This window comes from Streptomyces sp. NPDC048612 (assembly GCF_043199295.1).
Classification (GTDB): domain Bacteria; phylum Actinomycetota; class Actinomycetes; order Streptomycetales; family Streptomycetaceae; genus Streptomyces.
In genome coordinates, this window is sequence record NZ_JBICVV010000001.1 from 684265 (window position 1) to 700237 (window position 15973).

Consider the following 15973-nt stretch of genomic DNA (forward strand, 5'->3'; position numbering starts at 1 on the left):
CACTCACTCCTTGGACGGGCGGGGCCGGTCCGGTCGCGGCCGGACCTGGGGAGGGGGAGGTGCGGGCGGAGGTGCAGGGCGACGCGGACCGGGCCCGGGATCGGGGCCCGGCCGCCTCGTGCGGAGGGGGGGTGGTGCGGGGTGCGGCACCGTGGCGGTCCGTGTATGTCCGCCGATAAAACAGGCCGATCATTCTTGTGTCAACGGTGTTGACGTAACCTGGTGATTAACTTGCTCCGGAAGGGCCAGGAGCCGGGGCGCGGCGAGGCGGAGGGGTGCGGCATGGCGGAGAGCGAGCGGGTCCCGGCCGAGCGCAAGCGGCGCCGGCCGACCAGTTCCGGCGTGGTCCTGTCGGCCGACCTCATCGTCGACGCCGCCTGCGAACTCATCGACGCCCAGGGGGCGCAGGCCTTCACCGTGCGCAAACTCGGCGCGGCGCTGGGCGCCGACCCCTCCGCCGTCTACCGCTACTTCCGCAACACCGAGGATCTGCTGCTGGCACTGGCCGACCGGCTCATCGGCGAGTCCTTGGCCGGCTTCGCCCCCACCGGCGACTGGGCCGCCGACCTGCGCGACCTCGGCATGCGGGCCTACCGCTCCGCGCTGCGCCACCCGCAGATCGCCGTGTTCAGCACCGTCCGGGTCACCCGCCGGCCCCATGAGCAGCGCGCGGTCGACACGGGGATCGGCCTGCTGCTCCAGGCCGGCTTCGACGCCGCCACCGCCGTCCGCCACTACCACGCCCTGGTGGACACCGTCCTCGGCCATGCCGCCCTGGACGCCGGGGTCCTGCGCCTGGCTCCCGCCCAGCGCACGGCGGACGAACAGGCCTGGCAGGACGAGTACGGCAACCTGCCGGCCGACGAGTTCCCCGTCCTGCACCGCGTACGGGAGCATCTGCCGCTCATGGGGGGCTCGGCCGTCGAGCCCGCCCTCGACCTGCTCATCGCGGCGATGCGGCAGGAGGCGGCGGAACGGTCGAGGTGACGTCCGCGAGGCGAAGGCCGTCAAGCGGCGGGGAGGGCCGGCCCGCAGGGTCGTACGGGACCGTGAAAAGCGCCGGCCGGGAGATGAATTCCATCACGCACACACATTCCCGGGTGGATCGACGAAATGGGACGTACGGCGAGAAAGCGGCCCGCCAAATATTCCTGAATTGTCCCTATCTCGTGCAGTTCATCGCGTCACGCTGCGCCACCTCCCCTCCCGCTCCCCGGCCCCCGCACCCTCCCCTCCCTCCCTGACGCTTCCTCAGTGCCGTCCCACTTGATAGACACGTCCGAATCATCCGCAAGTGGCATGGGACGCGCACCATGAACGACCGCAACACCTCGGAACCCCGGATACCGGACCACCGGACCTTCGAGGTCGACCTCACCGCGCACGAAACCCAGCGGCGGACCGAAGTGCTCGCGGCGCTGGGCGACACCTGGGACCCGCTCGCGGTGATGGAGAGCGAGGCGGAGGCGTACCGGCTGCTCTACTCCGGTCTGGACGCGGAGCAGCAGGCCACCTACGACGCGCTGGTCGCCGCCGGGGTGCTGCCGGCCTCCGGGCAGGCCTGAGCATGCTGCCGCTCGACCCCACCGCCGACATCGGCCGCCGCGCCTGGGTCCCCTGCCCCCGCTGCCAGGACCACCAGGGCTGCGGCACCTGCAGCGACGGCCGCACCTGTGCCGACCACTGGCGCTACCTCCTGTCGAACAAGGGCAGTGTGCTGCATCTGCAGTGCCCCAACTGCACCCACCTGTGGGCCTGGGAGTCGGGCTTCGGAGCCGGCGGCCGCAACGGCGGGTGACACCGACCCCGCCGGCCAAAGGGGCGGGAGGCCTCCGCGTCCGGTGCGCTGCGGCGGAGGCCGGGCGGCGGTAGCGTGCGGGGCATGGAGCTGCAAGCACGAGCGCTTTGGCTGTTGACCGAGCCGCTGCACGCGGTCTGCTACTTCGACCAGCGGTGCCGTGACCTGGGCAGGGACCTCGGTCTCAAGGGCTTCTGGATGGGGTATTTCGCCGCGCGCACCGCTCCTCTGGGGGCCGTGGAGCCCGCGGCGGCCACGGCCGTCCTCGGGGTGTTCGCCCCACAGATGGTCGCCCGTGCGCTCCCGGCGGCCTGGAGCATCGTCGGCCCGGCCCATGCGCTCGACGAGCGCGGCAGCCGCGCGGCGCACGCGCTGCGCGCGATCGACCCCGACCTGGAACACGCCGCGGCCGAGCTGCTGCCCCCGCTCCAGACGGTCGTCGACGACGCACCGGCCACGGCACGGCCCCTGTTCGCCGCCAACCGCGCCCTGTGCGACCACGCCGACCCCGTCGAGCGGCTGTGGCAACTGGCCACCACCATCCGGGAGTTCAGAGGCGACGCCCATCATGCCGTGCTCGCCGACGAGGGCCTGGACGGCTGCGAGGCCCTGGTCCTGGCCGCCGCGTCCGGCCGGGTGCCCAGAGACACCATGCGGGAGGACCGCGGCTGGACCGAGGAGGAGTGGGCCGCCGCGACCGACCGGCTGCGCTCCCGTGGCCTCGTGGACGCCGACGGCGATGCCACCGACCACGGCCGGCGGGAACGGGACCGTATCGAGGAGGCGACCGACCGGCTGGCCGCCCGGCTGCTGCGCACACTGCCCGAGGCAGAGACCGGGCGACTGCTCCAGGGCCTGGAACCGGTGGTCCGCCGCATCCTGGCCGCCGATGTCCTCCCCTTCCCCAACCCGATCGGCCTGCCCCACCTCGACGAGCCCGTACGGCGCGACATCGGCGCCCGGTAGCCCGGCCGGCTCGTCGAGAGCTTTCCGGGGCGCCCGCGCCCGCGCACACGACCGCACCGAGCCGTCGCCGGGGGACGCGTCCATGACCACCCGGAAATGCGACGATGCGACTGATCGGGCCGGTGGCCCGCGGCGCCGACAATCCTTCTTGCGTCTTTACGCGGGCCCGTGGCCAGGGCATATGACATCGCGCGGGGTCCGGAGCGGCCCGGGAGCCGCGCATTCAGGACGATTTTCATCTGGTGGTTCGATGGGTGCTTTGGGGTGCTTTACCGAGCCAGATGGGGTCAACGGCGCTCAAGGGGCGTTGACTGGGTATGGATCCTAGAGAGTTGTGGGACCGCAACGCCGTTCTGGCAGAAGCGTTTTGCCTGGGGGACGAGCGTGTGCGCGAGGCGCAGGCCAGGCTTGACGAAGCCCAGGCCGACCGGTCACGGGTTCTGGCGGCGTTCGCGGTGACGGTGGGCAGCACCGGCGCGGTCGCCGGTCTCTTCGGTTTGAACGAGCGGGAAGTGCGGATCGCCCGGCGCACGGTGGGCAAGGAGGACGCCCGCGCCGTCGCCGACGAACTGCTCGCGGCCGCCACGCCCGTCGCGCCGCAGCGGGAGCCCGAGGAGGCCGTTCCGGCGCCCGAGCCCGTGGCGGATTACTCCCACCAGACCCCGTCCGCCGGAGCACGCCCGGCCGGCGCCGCCCGCGAGGCCACCGCCGGTATGGGGGCGGCGGAGCAGACCTGGTCCCCGGCGATGGACGCGGTGCTCATCGGGAGTTGGCAGACCGGGGTGGACCTGCGTGAACTTGCCGCCGAATTCGGGCTCGACCTCACCCGCCTGGTCACCCGGGCCCAACAGCTCTCCGCCCAGGGGCGGTTCTATCCGGGCCCGGTGGAAACCCATGCGGGACGCCACCGGCGCGGTCCCAACGATGTTCACGAGTCCGAATACTCCATCCCCGCACAGCAGACGGCCTCCTGGAACGCCGCGCCCTCGGGGCACCACATGGCGTCCGCGTGGCACACCGGCACGATGCCGTCCACGGAGTCCGTGCCGGACATGGCCGCCCTGGCCTCCGAATGGGACAGCACGCTCGCCCCGTGGGGCAGCCTGACGCCCTCGCACGAGGAGCCCGCGCCGGCTCATCAGCCCTGGGCCCAATACCACCTCAGTTCCTGATACCCACGGTTCCTGACGGAGCCCGATGCGAGTGCGAGACCTACGTCGTCCGCGGGGACGAGGAGAAGGGAGCGGGCGGCAGCCATGGTGACCGAGGACGTGCGGGCGGGCGGGCCGGCCGGAAAAGGGGGAGTACTGGAGGGGAAGGTGGCACTGGTGGCCGGCGCCACCCGGGGCGCCGGGCGGGCGATCGCGGTGGAACTCGGCTGCGCGGGCGCCGTCGTCTACGCGACCGGGCGCAGCAGCCGGACCGCCGGCCGGTCGGAGATCGACCGGTCGGAGACGATCGAGGAGACGGGCGAGCTGATCACCGCGGCGGGCGGCAGCGGGACGGCTCTGCGGGTGGACCACCTCGACAGCGACCAGGTCCGCGACCTCGTCCGGCGCATCGACAGCGACCACGGCCGCCTCGACATCCTCGTCAACGACATCTTCGGCGGCGACACCTACGCGCAGTTCGGCACGACCCTGTGGGAGCACGACCTCGCCGGCGGGCTGCGGATGCTGCGCATGGGCATCGACACCCACGCGATCACCAGCCATCACGCGCTGCCGCTGCTCATCCGCCGCCCCGGCGGGCTGGTGATCGAGATGACGGACGGGACCGCGGAGTACAACGCCGCCTACCGCCACCACGAGGGCTTCTACTACGACCTGGTCAAGGCGGCGGTGCAGCGGATGACGCTGGCCCAGAGCCATGAACTCGCCCCGCACCGCGCCGCCGCCGTCGCCGTGACACCGGGCTGGCTGCGCTCGGAGAAGATGCTGGAGGCGTTCGGTGTGACCGAGGACAACTGGCGGGACGCGACCGCCGACGTGCCGCACTTCTGTATCGCCGAGTCCCCGGTCTATGTCGCGCGGGCGGTGGTCGCGCTCGCCGCCGACCCGGACGTCGCGCGCTGGACGGGCCAGGTCGTCTCCAGCGGCCAACTCGCCCCGCTCTACGGGTTCACCGACACCGACGGCACCCGGCCGGACTGCTGGCGCTACCTCGTGGAGGTCCAGGACCCGGGCCTGCCCGCCGACGACTCCGGGTATCGCTGACGGTTTCCGGCGGGGCCCGGGGCCGCGCCCGCGGGTGCTACCCCGCCGATTCCCCCGCGTTCGGCGACAGCACACCTGCTGCGACCAGCGCGAACAGGGCTATGCCCAGGAGGATGCGGTAGATGACGAAGGGCATGAAGGACTTGTTGGAGATGAACTTCATGAACCACGCGATCACCGCGTAGCCGACGACGAAGGCGATGACCGTGGCGAAGATCGTCGGGCCCCAGGAGACGTGCCCCTCGCCGGCGTCCTTGAGTTCGTAGGCGCCGGAGGCCAGTACCGCGGGGATGGCGAGCAGGAACGAGTAACGGGCGGCGGATTCACGGGTGTAGCCCATCAGCAGACCGCCGCTGATCGTGGCGCCGGAGCGGGAGACGCCGGGGATGAGCGCCATTGCCTGGCAGACGCCGTACAGCAGGCCGTCCTTGACGTTGAGGTCGCTGAGGGTCTTGCGCTGCTTGGCGACGCGGTGCCGGCCGCCGGTCTCGTCGCGGGCGGCCAGCCGGTCGGCGATGCCGAGGACGATGCCCATGACGATCAGGGTGGTGGCGATCAGCCGCAGATCGCGGAACGGGCCCTCGATGGCGTCCTTGAGCGTGATGCCCAGCACACCGATCGGGATCGAGCCCACGATCACCAGCCAGCCCATCTGCGCGTCGTGATCGTGCCGCAGCTCCCGGTTGGTGAGGGAGCGGGCCCACATCGAGATGATCCGGCCGATGTCCTTGCGGAAGTAGATGATGACGGCCGCTTCGGTGCCGATCTGCGTGATGGCGGTGAACGCCGCACCGGGGTCGTGCCAGCCGGCGAACGCCGCGGTCAGACGCAGGTGCGCGCTGGACGAGATGGGCAGAAACTCGGTCAGCCCCTGGACAAGTCCGAGGACGAAAGATTCAAACCAAGACATGGAAAATACGCTATCCAAGGGTGATCAAGCGCTGACCTGCGCGAGACGGGAGAAAGCGGACAGTGGTGGCGGATGCGGATCTCCGCCCACCGGGGCAGCGTAACGTCCGAAGATGTCCGGGCGGCCAAAGGGGGCTGTGCGTACCGGGCCCGTACCGCTGCGGCCGCGGCGAATCCCGTGTCCGCCCGCAGCGTTCAGTGCCCCCGCAGCGCCTTCCGTTTGCGCCATGCCACGAGCAGCGCGCCCAGCCCGCTGACGGCGATGAAGCCCAGGGCGCCGAGGAACACCGGCGAGGTGGGCGTCGCGGCCCGCGCGCCGGCGACGGCGTACGCCGCCGTGTTCGGGATGCTGCCCAGCGCCGTCGCGAGGAGGAAGGGGAGCCAGCCCATACGGGAGACTGCGGCGCAGTAGTTGGTGGCGCAGAACGGCAGCCCGGGGAAGAGCCGGAGGGCCAGCATCGAGCGGAAGCCGTGCTCGCTCAACTGCCGGTCGGCGGCGGTCAGCCAGCGGGCGCGCAGCAGTGGACGCAGTGCGTCCTGCCCGAGCAGCCGGCCGAGCCCGAAGGCCAGCCCGGCGCCCAGCACCGTCCCCGCGAGAGCCGCGCCCAGACCGGCCTGACCGCCGAAGAGGGCGCCCGCCGCGAGATTGAGGACCGGGCGCGGCACGAAAGCGGTGGTGCACCCTCCGTAGGCGACCGCGAAGACCAGGACGGCGGTCGGGCCGGACAGCCGCTCCAGCCGGCCCCCGGTGAGCAGCTGCTGCGGCTGCCACAGCAGCATCGCGGCCGCGGCGCAGGCCAGCAGCGCCAGCAGCACGCCCAGCCGGGCCCAGGGGGAGAACAGCACACGCGTACAGCGCGCGGCGGGGCCGTCGGGCGTGGCGGCGGGCGGGACCATCCCGGGAGCGTAACCGAGAGCGGCGCCGGGAGGCCGCCGTCAGGCCGTCCGTGAGCCGCACCGCAGGCCGGATAAATCGTTCGACGCCGGGGCGGCCGACCGGCACCATAGGGCGCATGTCCCGGTACGCCTTCCTCGCGCCCCCGTCCGCAGTCGCGGACGCGCCGAAGGCTGCCGCCGACCTCCTCGCGGCCCTCGCCGCAGCGGACTTCGCACCCGCCGCCGCCGTCGCCGCGGCCGCCGTCCCGGCCGCCGCGGCGACCGACGGCGCACGAAGCTGACCCTCTCCGGATCGTCCGGCGGACCCCGCAGGGGGAGGGTCGGCCGGTTCCCGGGGTCTCCACGGCGCCAAGTCGCCGTTCTCACCGCACTGTTGCGAGGAAGAACACCATGCCCAAGACGGCATTCGTGCGCACCAAGCCGCACCTGAACATCGGCACCATGGGCCATGTCGACCACGGCAAGACCACCCTCACCGCGGCCCTCACCAAGGTCCTCAGCGACCGGGGGAGCGGGACGTTCGTGCCGTTCGACCGGATCGACCGGGCCCCGGAGGAGGCCGCCCGCGGCATCACCATCAACATCTCGCACGTCGAGTACGAGACCGGCACCCGGCACTACGCCCACGTCGACATGCCCGGCCACGCCGACTTCATCAAGAACATGGTGACGGGTGCGGCGCAGCTCGACGGGGCGATCCTGGTCGTCTCCGCGCTCGACGGGATCATGCCGCAGACCGCCGAGCATGTGCTGCTCGCCCGGCAGGTGGGCGTCCGGCACCTCGTCGTGGCCCTCAACAAGGCCGACGCCGGCGACCCGGAGCTGACCGACCTGGTGGAGCTGGAGGTGCGCGAACTGCTGAGTGCGCACGGCTACGACGGGGAGCACGTCCCCGTCGTACGGGTCTCGGGGCTGCGCGCCCTGGAGGGCGACCCGCGCTGGACGCAGGCGATCGAGGCGCTGCTGGACGCCGTGGACACCTATGTCCCGATGCCCGAGCGGTATGTCGACGCGCCGTTCCTGCTGCCGGTGGAGAACGTGCTGACCATCACCGGGCGTGGCACGGTCGTCACCGGAGCCGTCGAGCGCGGCACGGTGCGGGTCGGCGACCGGGTCGCGGTGCTCGGCGCGGAGACCGAGACGACGGTCACCGGGCTGGAGACGTTCGGCAGGCCCATGGAGTCCGCCGAGGCGGGCGACAACGTCGCGTTGCTGCTGCGCGGTGTGCACCGTGACCAGGTGCGCCGCGGGCATGTGGTCGCCGCGCCCGGCAGTGTCACACCGCGGCGCCGCTTCACCGCCGAGGTGTATGTGCTCTCCACCGAGGAGGGCGGCCGCCGGACGCCGCTCTCCACCGGCTACCGGCCGCAGTTCTACCTCCGTACCGCGGACGTGGTCGGCGACCTCGACCTCGGCGAGCGGGGCATCGCCCGTCCCGGGGAGACGGTGACCGCGTCGGTCGAACTGGGCCGTGCGGTACCGCTGGAGCGGGGCCTGGGCTTCGCCATCCGTGAGGGCGGCCGGACCGTCGGCGCGGGCACGGTCCGCACCGTCGAGGAGTAGAACCCGCAGGTCATCCAGCCGCGCCCGGCGTCTCCCAGGTGCCGGGCGCGGCCGGACGCTGTCCCCGGGACGCACCGGGTGCGAGACTGCTCGCCACGGATGACGGGGGTGATCGCGCCGTACGGTGCGGGCGGTCGGCCGCGACGCGCGAGGGAGAACCGATGGCGGACACGGCACTGGTCCTGGGCGGCGGCGGGCTCACCGGAATCGGCTGGGAGATCGGGATGCTCGCCGGACTCGCCGAGGCAGGTGTCGACCTCGGCGACGCCGACGTCGTCATCGGCACCTCCGCCGGATCGATCGTCGGTGCCCAGCTCACCTCCCGGCAGCGGCCGCTGGAGGAGATGTACGCCCGTCAGCTCGCCGCACCGGAGCCCGGCCCGCCCGCCCGTATGGGCCCGGCCGCCCTCGCCCGGTTCGCGGCCATCGCGCTGCGCTCGCGGGACACCGTCTCCTTCGGCGTACGGATGGGGAAGCTGGCGCTCACGGCCCGTACCGCCCCCGAGGCGGAACAGCGCGCGGTGATCGCCCGGACCCTGGGGCTGACCGACTGGCCGGCCCGCCGGCTGGTGATCACGGCGGTGGACGCGGCGACGGGGGAGCGGACCGCGTTCGACGACACGAGCGGGGTGCGGCTGCTCGACGCGGTGGGCGCGAGCTGCGCGGTGCCCGGCATCTATCCGCCGGTCACCATCGACGGCACCCGCTGGATCGACGGCGGGGTGCACTCCTCCGCCAACGCCGATCTGGCCGCCGGATACGGCCGGGTGGTGGTCGTCGCGCCGATGGCGGCCTCCGGCGGACCGATCGCCGGACCCCGGGCGCAGGGCGAGCGGCTGGCGCGCCACGGCGCCCGGGTGTGTGTGATCACCCCCGACCGCGTGGCCAGGTCGGCCTTCGGCCGTAACGTCCTCGACCCCGCCAGGCGCGCGGACGCGGCCCGCGCGGGGCGCCGGCAGGCGGCCGCACAGGCGGCGGAGATCCGGCGGGTCTGGTCGGACTGACCGGCGGCCCGGGCCGCGGGACCGGGGCCGGAGCGCCGGGGCCGCACCGGCACAATGGGACGGTGGACGAAGCACCCGAGCCGATACCCGTCATCCGGACCGTGGACTGCGGCACCGCCCGGCTGCTGCCGGACGTCGACCGGCCCCGCGCCTGGCTGCTGACCGTGGACGGCGCACCGCAGTCGTACGTGGACCTGGACGCGCCCGCCCATCTGGAATTCGAGTACGTGCGCCGGCTCGCACACGTCCTGGACGAGGCGGCCGCACCGGGGCAGCCGCTCGACGTGCTGCATCTGGGCGGCGGAGCGCTGACCCTGCCGCGCTACCTCGCTGCCACCCGCCCGCACTCCCGGCAGGACGTCGTCGAGGCCGACCGCGGGCTGCTCGCCCTGGTGACCGAGGAGCTGCCGCTGCCCGGTGACCACGGGATCACCGTGCACGCCGAGGACGCCCGGACGGCGCTGGAGGCGGCGCCGGAGGACAGCGCCGATGCCATCGTGGCGGATGTCTTCGGCGGGGCGCGGGTACCGGCCCAGCTCACCTCGGTCGAGTACGCACGGGCGGCAGCGCGGGTGCTGCGCGCGGACGGCTGCTATGCGGCGAACCTCGCGGACAGCGCGCCGTTCGGCTTTCTGCGCGGCCAACTCGCCAACTTCGCCACGGTCTTCGAGCATCTGGCGCTGATCGCCGAGCCCTCGGTGCTGCGCGGCCGCCGCTTCGGCAACGCCGTGCTGCTCGCCTCGCGCGCGCCGCTCCCGGTCGCCGCCCTGGCCCGGCGGACGGCCGGGGACGTCTTCCCGGCCCGGGTCGAGCACGGTACGGCGCTGCGGCGGCTGATCGGGGATGCGGCGCCGGTACGCGATGCCGAGGCGGTGGCGTCCCCGGTGCCGCCGGACGGCGCGTTCAGCGTGGGCTGACGGCGGCCCGGTCCGGGCCGGCGCCGTCGTGCCCGGTCACTCCGCCGCAGCGGTGTCCGGTTCCGTCGCCCCCGCCGCGCGGGCGGCCGGGGCCCCGGCCGCCGGTTCCGTGCTCGTGCGCCGCGTCAGACGCCGGATGTCGGGCACGCACAGCACCGCCGCCGTCAGCAGCACGATCAGCGCCGAACAGCCCCACAGCGCGGCCGTCCGGCCGATCTGGTCCTGGACGGGACCGGCCAGCGCGGTGGCCAGGGGCACCAGGGCCAGCGACCCGAGCCAGTCGTAGGAGGACACCCGGGAGAACTTCTCCTCGGGAATCTCCTGGTGCAGCGCCGTCATCCACGTCACCGCGAAGACCTCGATCGCGATCCCGGTGCCGAACATGACCGCGCAGAGCCCGGCCGTGGGCAGGGGGACGGCGAGCGCGGCGGACGGCAGGGCCAGCGGGAAGACACACAGCGAACCGGTCAGCAGCATGCGGTGCGGTGTGACACGGGTCATCAGCACCCCGCCGGCCGCGGTGCCCACGCCGAACGCGGCCAGCGCCAGCCCCCAGGGCCCGGGGCCGCCCAGATGCTGCTCGGCGACCAGCGGCCCGTAGACCGCTTCGGCGGCCGCCACCATCGCGTTGACCAGTGAGAACTGCACCACCACCGCCCACAGCCAGGGCCGGGAGACCACCTCCCGCCAGCCGTCCCGCAGATCGTGCAGCACCCCGCCGCCGCCGTCCCGCGTGGGGACCCCGCTGACGTCGAGGAAGGCGCGCAGCGCCGCCGCGAGCGCGAAGGCGGCGGAGTCGACGGCCAGCACCCAGCCCGGCCCGACCGCGGCGACCAGTGCGCCGCCCAGGGCCGCGCCGCCGATGTTCGCGCCGTTCATGCCGATGCGGAACACGGCGAAGGCGCGCCCGGCCTGTTCGCCGGAGACGCTGGCCAGCACCATGCCCTCGGAGGCGGGCGCGAAGAACGCCTGCCCGGTGCCGCCGAGCGCGGCCAGCAGCGCCATCTGCCACAGCTGCGGCTCTCCGGCCAGGACGAGCAGCGCCAGCAGCCCTTGGGAGACACAGCTCAGGGCGTTCGCGGCGACCATGACCCGGTGCCGGGGGAGCCGGTCGGCGACCGCGCCGCCGATCAGGAGGAAGCAGAGCAGCGGGACCGTCCGCGCGGCGGCGACCAGGCCGACGTCGGTGGCGGAACCGCCGGCGCCGAGCACCGCGAAGGCGGTCGCGATCAGGGCGCCGGAGCTGCCGAGGCTCGCGATCACCGTGGCGCCGGTGAGCAGCAGATAGTTACGCCCCGCCCAGGCGGGGAGGGCCCTCACCAAGACCGCGTCCGTCGGGCCGGTGCCGCGGTGGACCGCTTCCGGCCCGGGGTGCCCGACCGGTGCCCGGGGCGTACCGGACCCCTTCGCCGTCTGTCTCCGCTGTGCTGCTGTCCTGCCCACATGGGCGTCAACGATATGCGGGGCGGGGGAACGAGCGGTACGGGATTACCGCCCGGCGTCCGCCGACGGCCCGGCCCGTGACGCGGCAGACTCTTCACACCTAAGCTACCGCTAGGTAACATGGCGCCATGTCCTCCGAGACCCTGCCGTCGATCGGCGAAATGATGGCGGCATCCGTGCCGATGGCCCGCACCCTGAACCTCGAGTTCACCGAGACCACCGCCGAGCGCGCCGTGGTCCGCCTGCCCGACCAGCCCGACTTCCACAACCACGTCGGCGGTCCGCACGCCGGCGCGATGTTCACCCTCGCCGAGTCGGCGAGCGGCGCCATCGTGATGGCGGCCTTCGGTGACCAGCTCGGCCGCGCGGTGCCGCTCGCGGTGCGCGCCGAGATCGGCTACAAGAAGCTCGCCATGGGCCCGGTCACCGCCACCGCCGAGCTGGGCCGGCCGGTGGCCGAGATCGTCGCCGAGCTCGACGCCGGCGAGCGCCCCGAATTCCCCGTGAACATCGCGATCACCCGCGAGGACGGCGCGGTGACCGGCGAGATGAGCATCGTGTGGACCCTGCGCCCCAATAAGTGAGCCGCCTCACCGTGGGGCTCTCACGGCCCGCCGTGCACCGCGCGGCGGGCCGTCGCCGTGTCCGGGCGCCGGATGTCGCGCGGCACACGTGGATTCGGTCCCCTGCCGGTCCGATCGAGTACGCTTCCCGGGCGCACCGAGGTGCGCCAGGGGATTGACCGGCACGGTGTCACGGATGCCGGTTCACGGCCCACGGGGGCCTTACACATCAGCGGAGGAATCGGCGTTGCACATCCAGGAGTGGCTCGAGTCGGTACCGGCCGTGAGCGTCTACCTCCTGGTGGGGGTGGTCATCGGGCTGGAGAGCCTGGGCATTCCGCTGCCCGGCGAGATCGTCCTCGTCAGCGCCGCGATCCTCGCGGCGACCCAGGACCACATCAACCCGTATGTGCTGGGCGCCTGCGCCACCGGCGGCGCGATCATCGGTGACTCCATCGGCTATCTGATCGGACGCAAGGGTGGCCAGCCCCTGCTGCAGTGGGCCGGCCGCAAGTTCCCCAAGCACTTCGGCCCCGACCATGTCGCCATGGCCGAGGCGAAGTTCGACAAGTGGGGTATGTGGGCGGTCTTCTTCGGCCGCTTCGTCGCCCTGCTGCGCATCTTCGCCGGGCCGCTCGCCGGCGTACTGAAGATGCCGTACTGGAAGTTCCTGATCGCCAACGTCCTCGGCGGCATCGTCTGGGCCGGCGGTACCACCGCGCTGATCTACAGCGTGGGCATCGTCGCCGAGTCCTGGCTCAAGCGCTTCTCCTGGCTCGGGCTGGTCGCGGCCCTGCTGTTCGGCCTCTGCTCCTTCCTCCTCATGAAGCACCGGGCGAAGAAGGCCGCCGCGGCACGCGAGGCGGAGGAGACCCGGGTCGCCGCGGTGGTCGACTGACCGCGGGCTTGTTCTCCGTGGCCCAGGTCCTGCGCCCGTACGCCCCGACCGCCGGTGAAAGCCGGCGGACGCGCGTCACGGGTGGCACAACTGGCTCATGGGTGAGAGAAGTTCGGTCCCGGCCGTCGCCTCAGGGCATCAGCCAGACGTCGGGGCCGCCGGCCCGCCACTCGAAGACACCGGTGTCGTCCCAGACGAAGGTCGTGGCGCAGAAACCGGCCCGGCGCAGTATCGCGGCCACGTCACCGGGGCGCAGCGCCCGTCCCAGATCCTGTCCGTAGAGCGTCACACGGCGACCACCGGTGCAGGGCGGATGCACGATCACGGGGGCACGCTTCATGCCCCCAGCATGCGACCGGCCCGTCACCGGCGCATCCCGAGCGCGATAACGTCGTCACACAGCGTGTCTTCCTGCCGTGCGGCCGCCGGCCGCCCCGGCACCCCGGCGCTCAAGGGCCCGCCCGCAGCCGTGAGAAGAACGGCTGCGGTGGCAGGTCCGGCCCGCCGGTGCGCCACCACGGGTCCTCCTCCGCACCGTCCGGCACCGGCTCGCGGCCGCGCACCTCACGCCGCAGACCGGCCAGCATGGTGCGGGCTCCGGCGATGAACAGCGGGTCACCGATGAGCTTCTTGGCCGCCAGCGCCTCACGGCAGGCCCGCAGCGCCGACCCCGGCTCCCCGTGGACGCGCTCGATCGCCGCACAGGCGTAGAGGACCGTCGAGTACAGCCAGAAGTCGCCGTCCGAGTGCCGGGCCTCCCAAGCACGACGGGCCGCCGCCTGCGCCCGCTCCGCGTCGGACGCGGACAGGGCGACGGCGAGCAGCGCCCAACTGTGAGCGGGGCCCGGCCCGAACCACGGGTCCCTGGAACGGTGCCGTGCCGCCTCCTCCAGACAGGCCACCGCCGCCGCGGAGTTTCCCCGGTACAGCTCCAGTACGCCGTGCGCGTGCGCGATCCGGGCCAGCCCGTCGGAATCCGCGTGCATCACGGCGGCCCCCCACGCCTGGTCGAGCAGCGCCTCCGCGGCGCCGAGCGCCTGCTCCTGCGCCGCGAGATAGCCCGCCAGCCACAGCGCACGGGCCCGCAGCGCGGTGTCGTCCCGGGACAGCAGCAGCAGCCGGTCCAGATGCGCCCGCCCCTCGCGGCGGAAGCCGCAGGCCGCCCAGTGGAACCACAACGACACCGCGATCTCCAGTGCGCCGAGCGCGTCCTCCGCGTCCTGCGGGGGACGGGTCAGCGCCGCGTCGAGGTTGGCCTGCTCGACCTCCACCAGCCGTACGGCGACCTGCTGGTCCGGGCCCTGCCAGGCGATCTGGGCCTCGGCCGCGAGCGCCGCACACGCCTGCCGGAACCGGCGCAGCGCTGCGGACTCCTCGCCCGCCTCGCGCAGCTGCGTCCGCCCGAAGTCACGGGCGGCGCGCGGGAGTCGGTAGCGCGGCGGCTGCGCGGCACCGGTGTCGTCGTGCACATCGCCGGTGTCCCGTACGCGCTCCAGGACCGAGGCGTTGAGCAGCCGTTCCACAGCACCCTCGACCGCTGCCGCAGGAACGTCACAGCTGGTGCAGACACAACCGGCGAGCCAGGCATCGAAATCGCCGGGCAGCACCGAGAGCCGCGCCCAGACCCGCCGGTCGGTGGGCGAGCAGAGGGCGTAGCCCGCGGCCTGCGCGGCGTAGAGCGAGGTGTGCCGCACGGTCGCCGCCGGCCCCGAGTAGTACAGCGGACCGTCCGCCCCCACCTGCGCCGCGAGCTGCGGCAACGACATCCGGTCCAGCTGGTGCGCGGCCAGCGCGATCGCCAGCGGCGAGCCCTCCAGCGCCTGGCACACGGCGACCAGCAGCTCCGGCGTGGCGGCTCCGGCCCGCGCGGCCAGCAGCTCCACGGCGGGTCCCGTGGCGCCCCCGCCCAGCGTCACCGGCAGCGGAGCCAGCTCCACGACCCGCTCCTCGGGCAGCCCGAGCGCGCCCCGCGCGGTCGCCACGATGCGCAGCGTCGGCTCGGCCCGGAGCAGTTGCCGTACGAGCTGTGCGCAGGCGTCGCGCAGCGGGTCGCAGTCGTCCAGCAGCACGGTCGCACGATGGCGCCGGCAGTACGCGGCGAGCGCGGCAACCGCCGTATCGTCCGCCGGAACGTGCCCAGTTGGGGCATCCGTCCGCGCCGCCCGGCCGGGCACCGGCTCACCGGTGCGGGGCGGGCAGTTACGCCGGACCAGGGCGGTCGCGGAGTCCCGGCGGGCGTCCTGCGCCGGCCGGGCGGCCCGGAGCAGCGCCGCCACCGGCCCGCCCTCGGCCGGGCCCTCCCAGCAGCCGACCCGGAGGACCGTGCCGTCGTGCCGGGCGGTGTGCTCCTCCAGGACGGCGCGGGCCAGCACGCTCTTGCCCACTCCCGCGGCCCCGGTGAGCGTCACGAGCCCGGCGCCGTCCAAGAGGCCGGACACCAGCTCATGCTCAACACCCCGTCCCACTACGCCGGGCAGCGGCCGGCGATCGGCCCTCGCGGTCATCGGTCATCCCCAACCACGGCACAGCGCCGCGCCCTTCGGAATTGGGAATCAACCTTGCCAGAACCGACCGGCCGGTAAACAACCCATGGCCTCATCGAACGAGGGAAACGCGGTCGGTGCATTTGACGTGCGAAGACGGCTCCGGACGGCGCGGGGAGCACGGATCGCCAGGTCAGGGCGGCCGGGACGGCGCCACGGGCACGGTGGACGATCTTAAAGGCGTGTCGTGCGACCGGTACCCGCAGTGGCAGCGTGGCTGCCCGCGGCCGGCCCAAGTACCCGAGGAGAACGCCCC

At 73.4% G+C, this 15973-nt stretch carries 17 protein-coding genes; 12 read left to right on the forward strand and 5 right to left on the reverse strand.

Annotated elements, in window-relative coordinates:
* Positions 1 to 282: 282 nt before the first annotated feature.
* From ACGFN2_RS02855 to ACGFN2_RS02880, 6 genes are all read left to right on the forward strand, one after another.
* On the forward strand, positions 283 to 987 hold the full coding sequence (locus ACGFN2_RS02855) for a helix-turn-helix domain-containing protein (RefSeq protein ID WP_362609867.1): 705 nt from the start codon (positions 283 to 285) through the stop codon (positions 985 to 987).
* A 326-nt stretch (positions 988 to 1313) separates the two neighbouring features.
* Positions 1314 to 1565: a DUF6400 family protein gene (locus ACGFN2_RS02860; protein WP_362609865.1), complete on the forward strand. Its 252-nt coding sequence runs from the start codon at positions 1314 to 1316 to the stop codon at positions 1563 to 1565.
* 2 nt (positions 1566 to 1567) lie between these two features.
* On the forward strand, positions 1568 to 1798 hold the full coding sequence (locus ACGFN2_RS02865; protein ID WP_362609863.1) for a hypothetical protein: 231 nt from the start codon (positions 1568 to 1570) through the stop codon (positions 1796 to 1798).
* An 84-nt stretch (positions 1799 to 1882) separates the two neighbouring features.
* Positions 1883 to 2764 (forward strand): hypothetical protein, encoded by an 882-nt coding sequence (locus ACGFN2_RS02870; RefSeq protein ID WP_393357025.1) that lies wholly within the window; start codon positions 1883 to 1885, stop codon positions 2762 to 2764.
* 386 nt (positions 2765 to 3150) lie between these two features.
* The gene (locus tag ACGFN2_RS02875; protein WP_362609858.1) at positions 3151 to 3936 is read left to right on the forward strand and encodes a hypothetical protein; all 786 of its coding nucleotides are present in this window, start codon (positions 3151 to 3153) and stop codon (positions 3934 to 3936) included.
* Positions 3937 to 4020: 84 nt separating this feature from the next.
* Positions 4021 to 4980, forward strand: a complete 960-nt coding sequence (locus ACGFN2_RS02880) for an SDR family oxidoreductase (RefSeq protein WP_393357026.1) — start codon at positions 4021 to 4023, stop codon at positions 4978 to 4980.
* Positions 4981 to 5017: 37 nt separating this feature from the next.
* Here the strand turns inward: ACGFN2_RS02880 and ACGFN2_RS02885 are convergent, their stop codons facing one another.
* Entirely contained in the window at positions 5018 to 5890 is an 873-nt protein-coding gene (locus ACGFN2_RS02885; protein WP_393357028.1) for an undecaprenyl-diphosphate phosphatase, read from the reverse strand.
* A 194-nt stretch (positions 5891 to 6084) separates the two neighbouring features.
* Positions 6085 to 6786, reverse strand: a complete 702-nt coding sequence (locus ACGFN2_RS02890; RefSeq protein WP_362609851.1) for a VTT domain-containing protein — start codon at positions 6784 to 6786, stop codon at positions 6085 to 6087.
* 116 nt (positions 6787 to 6902) lie between these two features.
* Between ACGFN2_RS02890 and ACGFN2_RS02895 the strand changes: the two genes are divergently transcribed.
* The 4 genes from ACGFN2_RS02895 (at position 6903) to ACGFN2_RS02910 (ending at position 10270) form a co-directional block, all read left to right on the forward strand.
* Positions 6903 to 7067, forward strand: coding sequence for a hypothetical protein (locus ACGFN2_RS02895; RefSeq protein ID WP_393357030.1), 165 nt, complete (start codon positions 6903 to 6905; stop codon positions 7065 to 7067).
* Between the two features lie 109 nt (positions 7068 to 7176).
* A complete protein-coding gene (gene tuf, locus ACGFN2_RS02900) occupies positions 7177 to 8349 on the forward strand; it encodes an elongation factor Tu (RefSeq protein WP_393357032.1) in 1173 nt (390 codons plus the stop codon).
* Between the two features lie 161 nt (positions 8350 to 8510).
* Positions 8511 to 9353: a patatin-like phospholipase family protein gene (locus ACGFN2_RS02905; protein ID WP_393357034.1), complete on the forward strand. Its 843-nt coding sequence runs from the start codon at positions 8511 to 8513 to the stop codon at positions 9351 to 9353.
* 62 nt (positions 9354 to 9415) lie between these two features.
* Positions 9416 to 10270 (forward strand): spermidine synthase, encoded by an 855-nt coding sequence (locus ACGFN2_RS02910; RefSeq protein WP_393357036.1) that lies wholly within the window; start codon positions 9416 to 9418, stop codon positions 10268 to 10270.
* A gap of 36 nt (positions 10271 to 10306) precedes the next feature.
* On the opposite strand, the gene ACGFN2_RS02915 is transcribed toward ACGFN2_RS02910, so the two are convergent.
* A complete protein-coding gene (locus ACGFN2_RS02915) occupies positions 10307 to 11590 on the reverse strand; it encodes an MFS transporter (RefSeq protein ID WP_393357038.1) in 1284 nt (427 codons plus the stop codon).
* 251 nt (positions 11591 to 11841) lie between these two features.
* Here ACGFN2_RS02915 and ACGFN2_RS02920 point away from each other — a divergent pair, with 251 nt between their 5' ends.
* Positions 11842 to 12297 (forward strand): DUF4442 domain-containing protein, encoded by a 456-nt coding sequence (locus tag ACGFN2_RS02920; protein WP_362609836.1) that lies wholly within the window; start codon positions 11842 to 11844, stop codon positions 12295 to 12297.
* Positions 12298 to 12523: 226 nt separating this feature from the next.
* Positions 12524 to 13174 carry a DedA family protein gene (locus ACGFN2_RS02925; protein ID WP_393357041.1) on the forward strand — a complete coding sequence of 217 codons (651 nt, stop codon included), beginning with the start codon at positions 12524 to 12526 and terminating at the stop codon, positions 13172 to 13174.
* 130 nt (positions 13175 to 13304) lie between these two features.
* Here ACGFN2_RS02925 and ACGFN2_RS02930 read toward each other — a convergent pair whose 3' ends face one another.
* Positions 13305 to 13514, reverse strand: a complete 210-nt coding sequence (locus ACGFN2_RS02930; protein ID WP_362609831.1) for a hypothetical protein — start codon at positions 13512 to 13514, stop codon at positions 13305 to 13307.
* 109 nt (positions 13515 to 13623) lie between these two features.
* Positions 13624 to 15678 carry an ATP-binding protein gene (locus ACGFN2_RS02935; RefSeq protein WP_393357043.1) on the reverse strand — a complete coding sequence of 685 codons (2055 nt, stop codon included), beginning with the start codon at positions 15676 to 15678 and terminating at the stop codon, positions 13624 to 13626.
* Positions 15679 to 15973 lie beyond the last annotated feature (295 nt).

Coding starts and splice junctions, on each gene's coding strand:
- ACGFN2_RS02855 (WP_362609867.1), top strand. CDS start 283: ATGGCGGAGAGCGAGCGGGTCCCGGCCGAGCGCAAGCGGCGCCGGCCG.
- ACGFN2_RS02860 (WP_362609865.1), top strand. CDS start 1,314: ATGAACGACCGCAACACCTCGGAACCCCGGATACCGGACCACCGGACC.
- ACGFN2_RS02865 (WP_362609863.1), top strand. CDS start 1,568: ATGCTGCCGCTCGACCCCACCGCCGACATCGGCCGCCGCGCCTGGGTC.
- ACGFN2_RS02870 (WP_393357025.1), top strand. CDS start 1,883: ATGGAGCTGCAAGCACGAGCGCTTTGGCTGTTGACCGAGCCGCTGCAC.
- ACGFN2_RS02880 (WP_393357026.1), top strand. CDS start 4,021: ATGGTGACCGAGGACGTGCGGGCGGGCGGGCCGGCCGGAAAAGGGGGA.
- ACGFN2_RS02885 (WP_393357028.1), bottom strand. CDS start 5,890: ATGTCTTGGTTTGAATCTTTCGTCCTCGGACTTGTCCAGGGGCTGACC.
- ACGFN2_RS02890 (WP_362609851.1), bottom strand. CDS start 6,786: ATGGTCCCGCCCGCCGCCACGCCCGACGGCCCCGCCGCGCGCTGTACG.
- ACGFN2_RS02895 (WP_393357030.1), top strand. CDS start 6,903: ATGTCCCGGTACGCCTTCCTCGCGCCCCCGTCCGCAGTCGCGGACGCG.
- tuf (WP_393357032.1), top strand. CDS start 7,177: ATGCCCAAGACGGCATTCGTGCGCACCAAGCCGCACCTGAACATCGGC.
- ACGFN2_RS02905 (WP_393357034.1), top strand. CDS start 8,511: ATGGCGGACACGGCACTGGTCCTGGGCGGCGGCGGGCTCACCGGAATC.
- ACGFN2_RS02920 (WP_362609836.1), top strand. CDS start 11,842: ATGTCCTCCGAGACCCTGCCGTCGATCGGCGAAATGATGGCGGCATCC.
- ACGFN2_RS02930 (WP_362609831.1), bottom strand. CDS start 13,514: ATGAAGCGTGCCCCCGTGATCGTGCATCCGCCCTGCACCGGTGGTCGC.
- ACGFN2_RS02935 (WP_393357043.1), bottom strand. CDS start 15,678: ATGACCGCGAGGGCCGATCGCCGGCCGCTGCCCGGCGTAGTGGGACGG.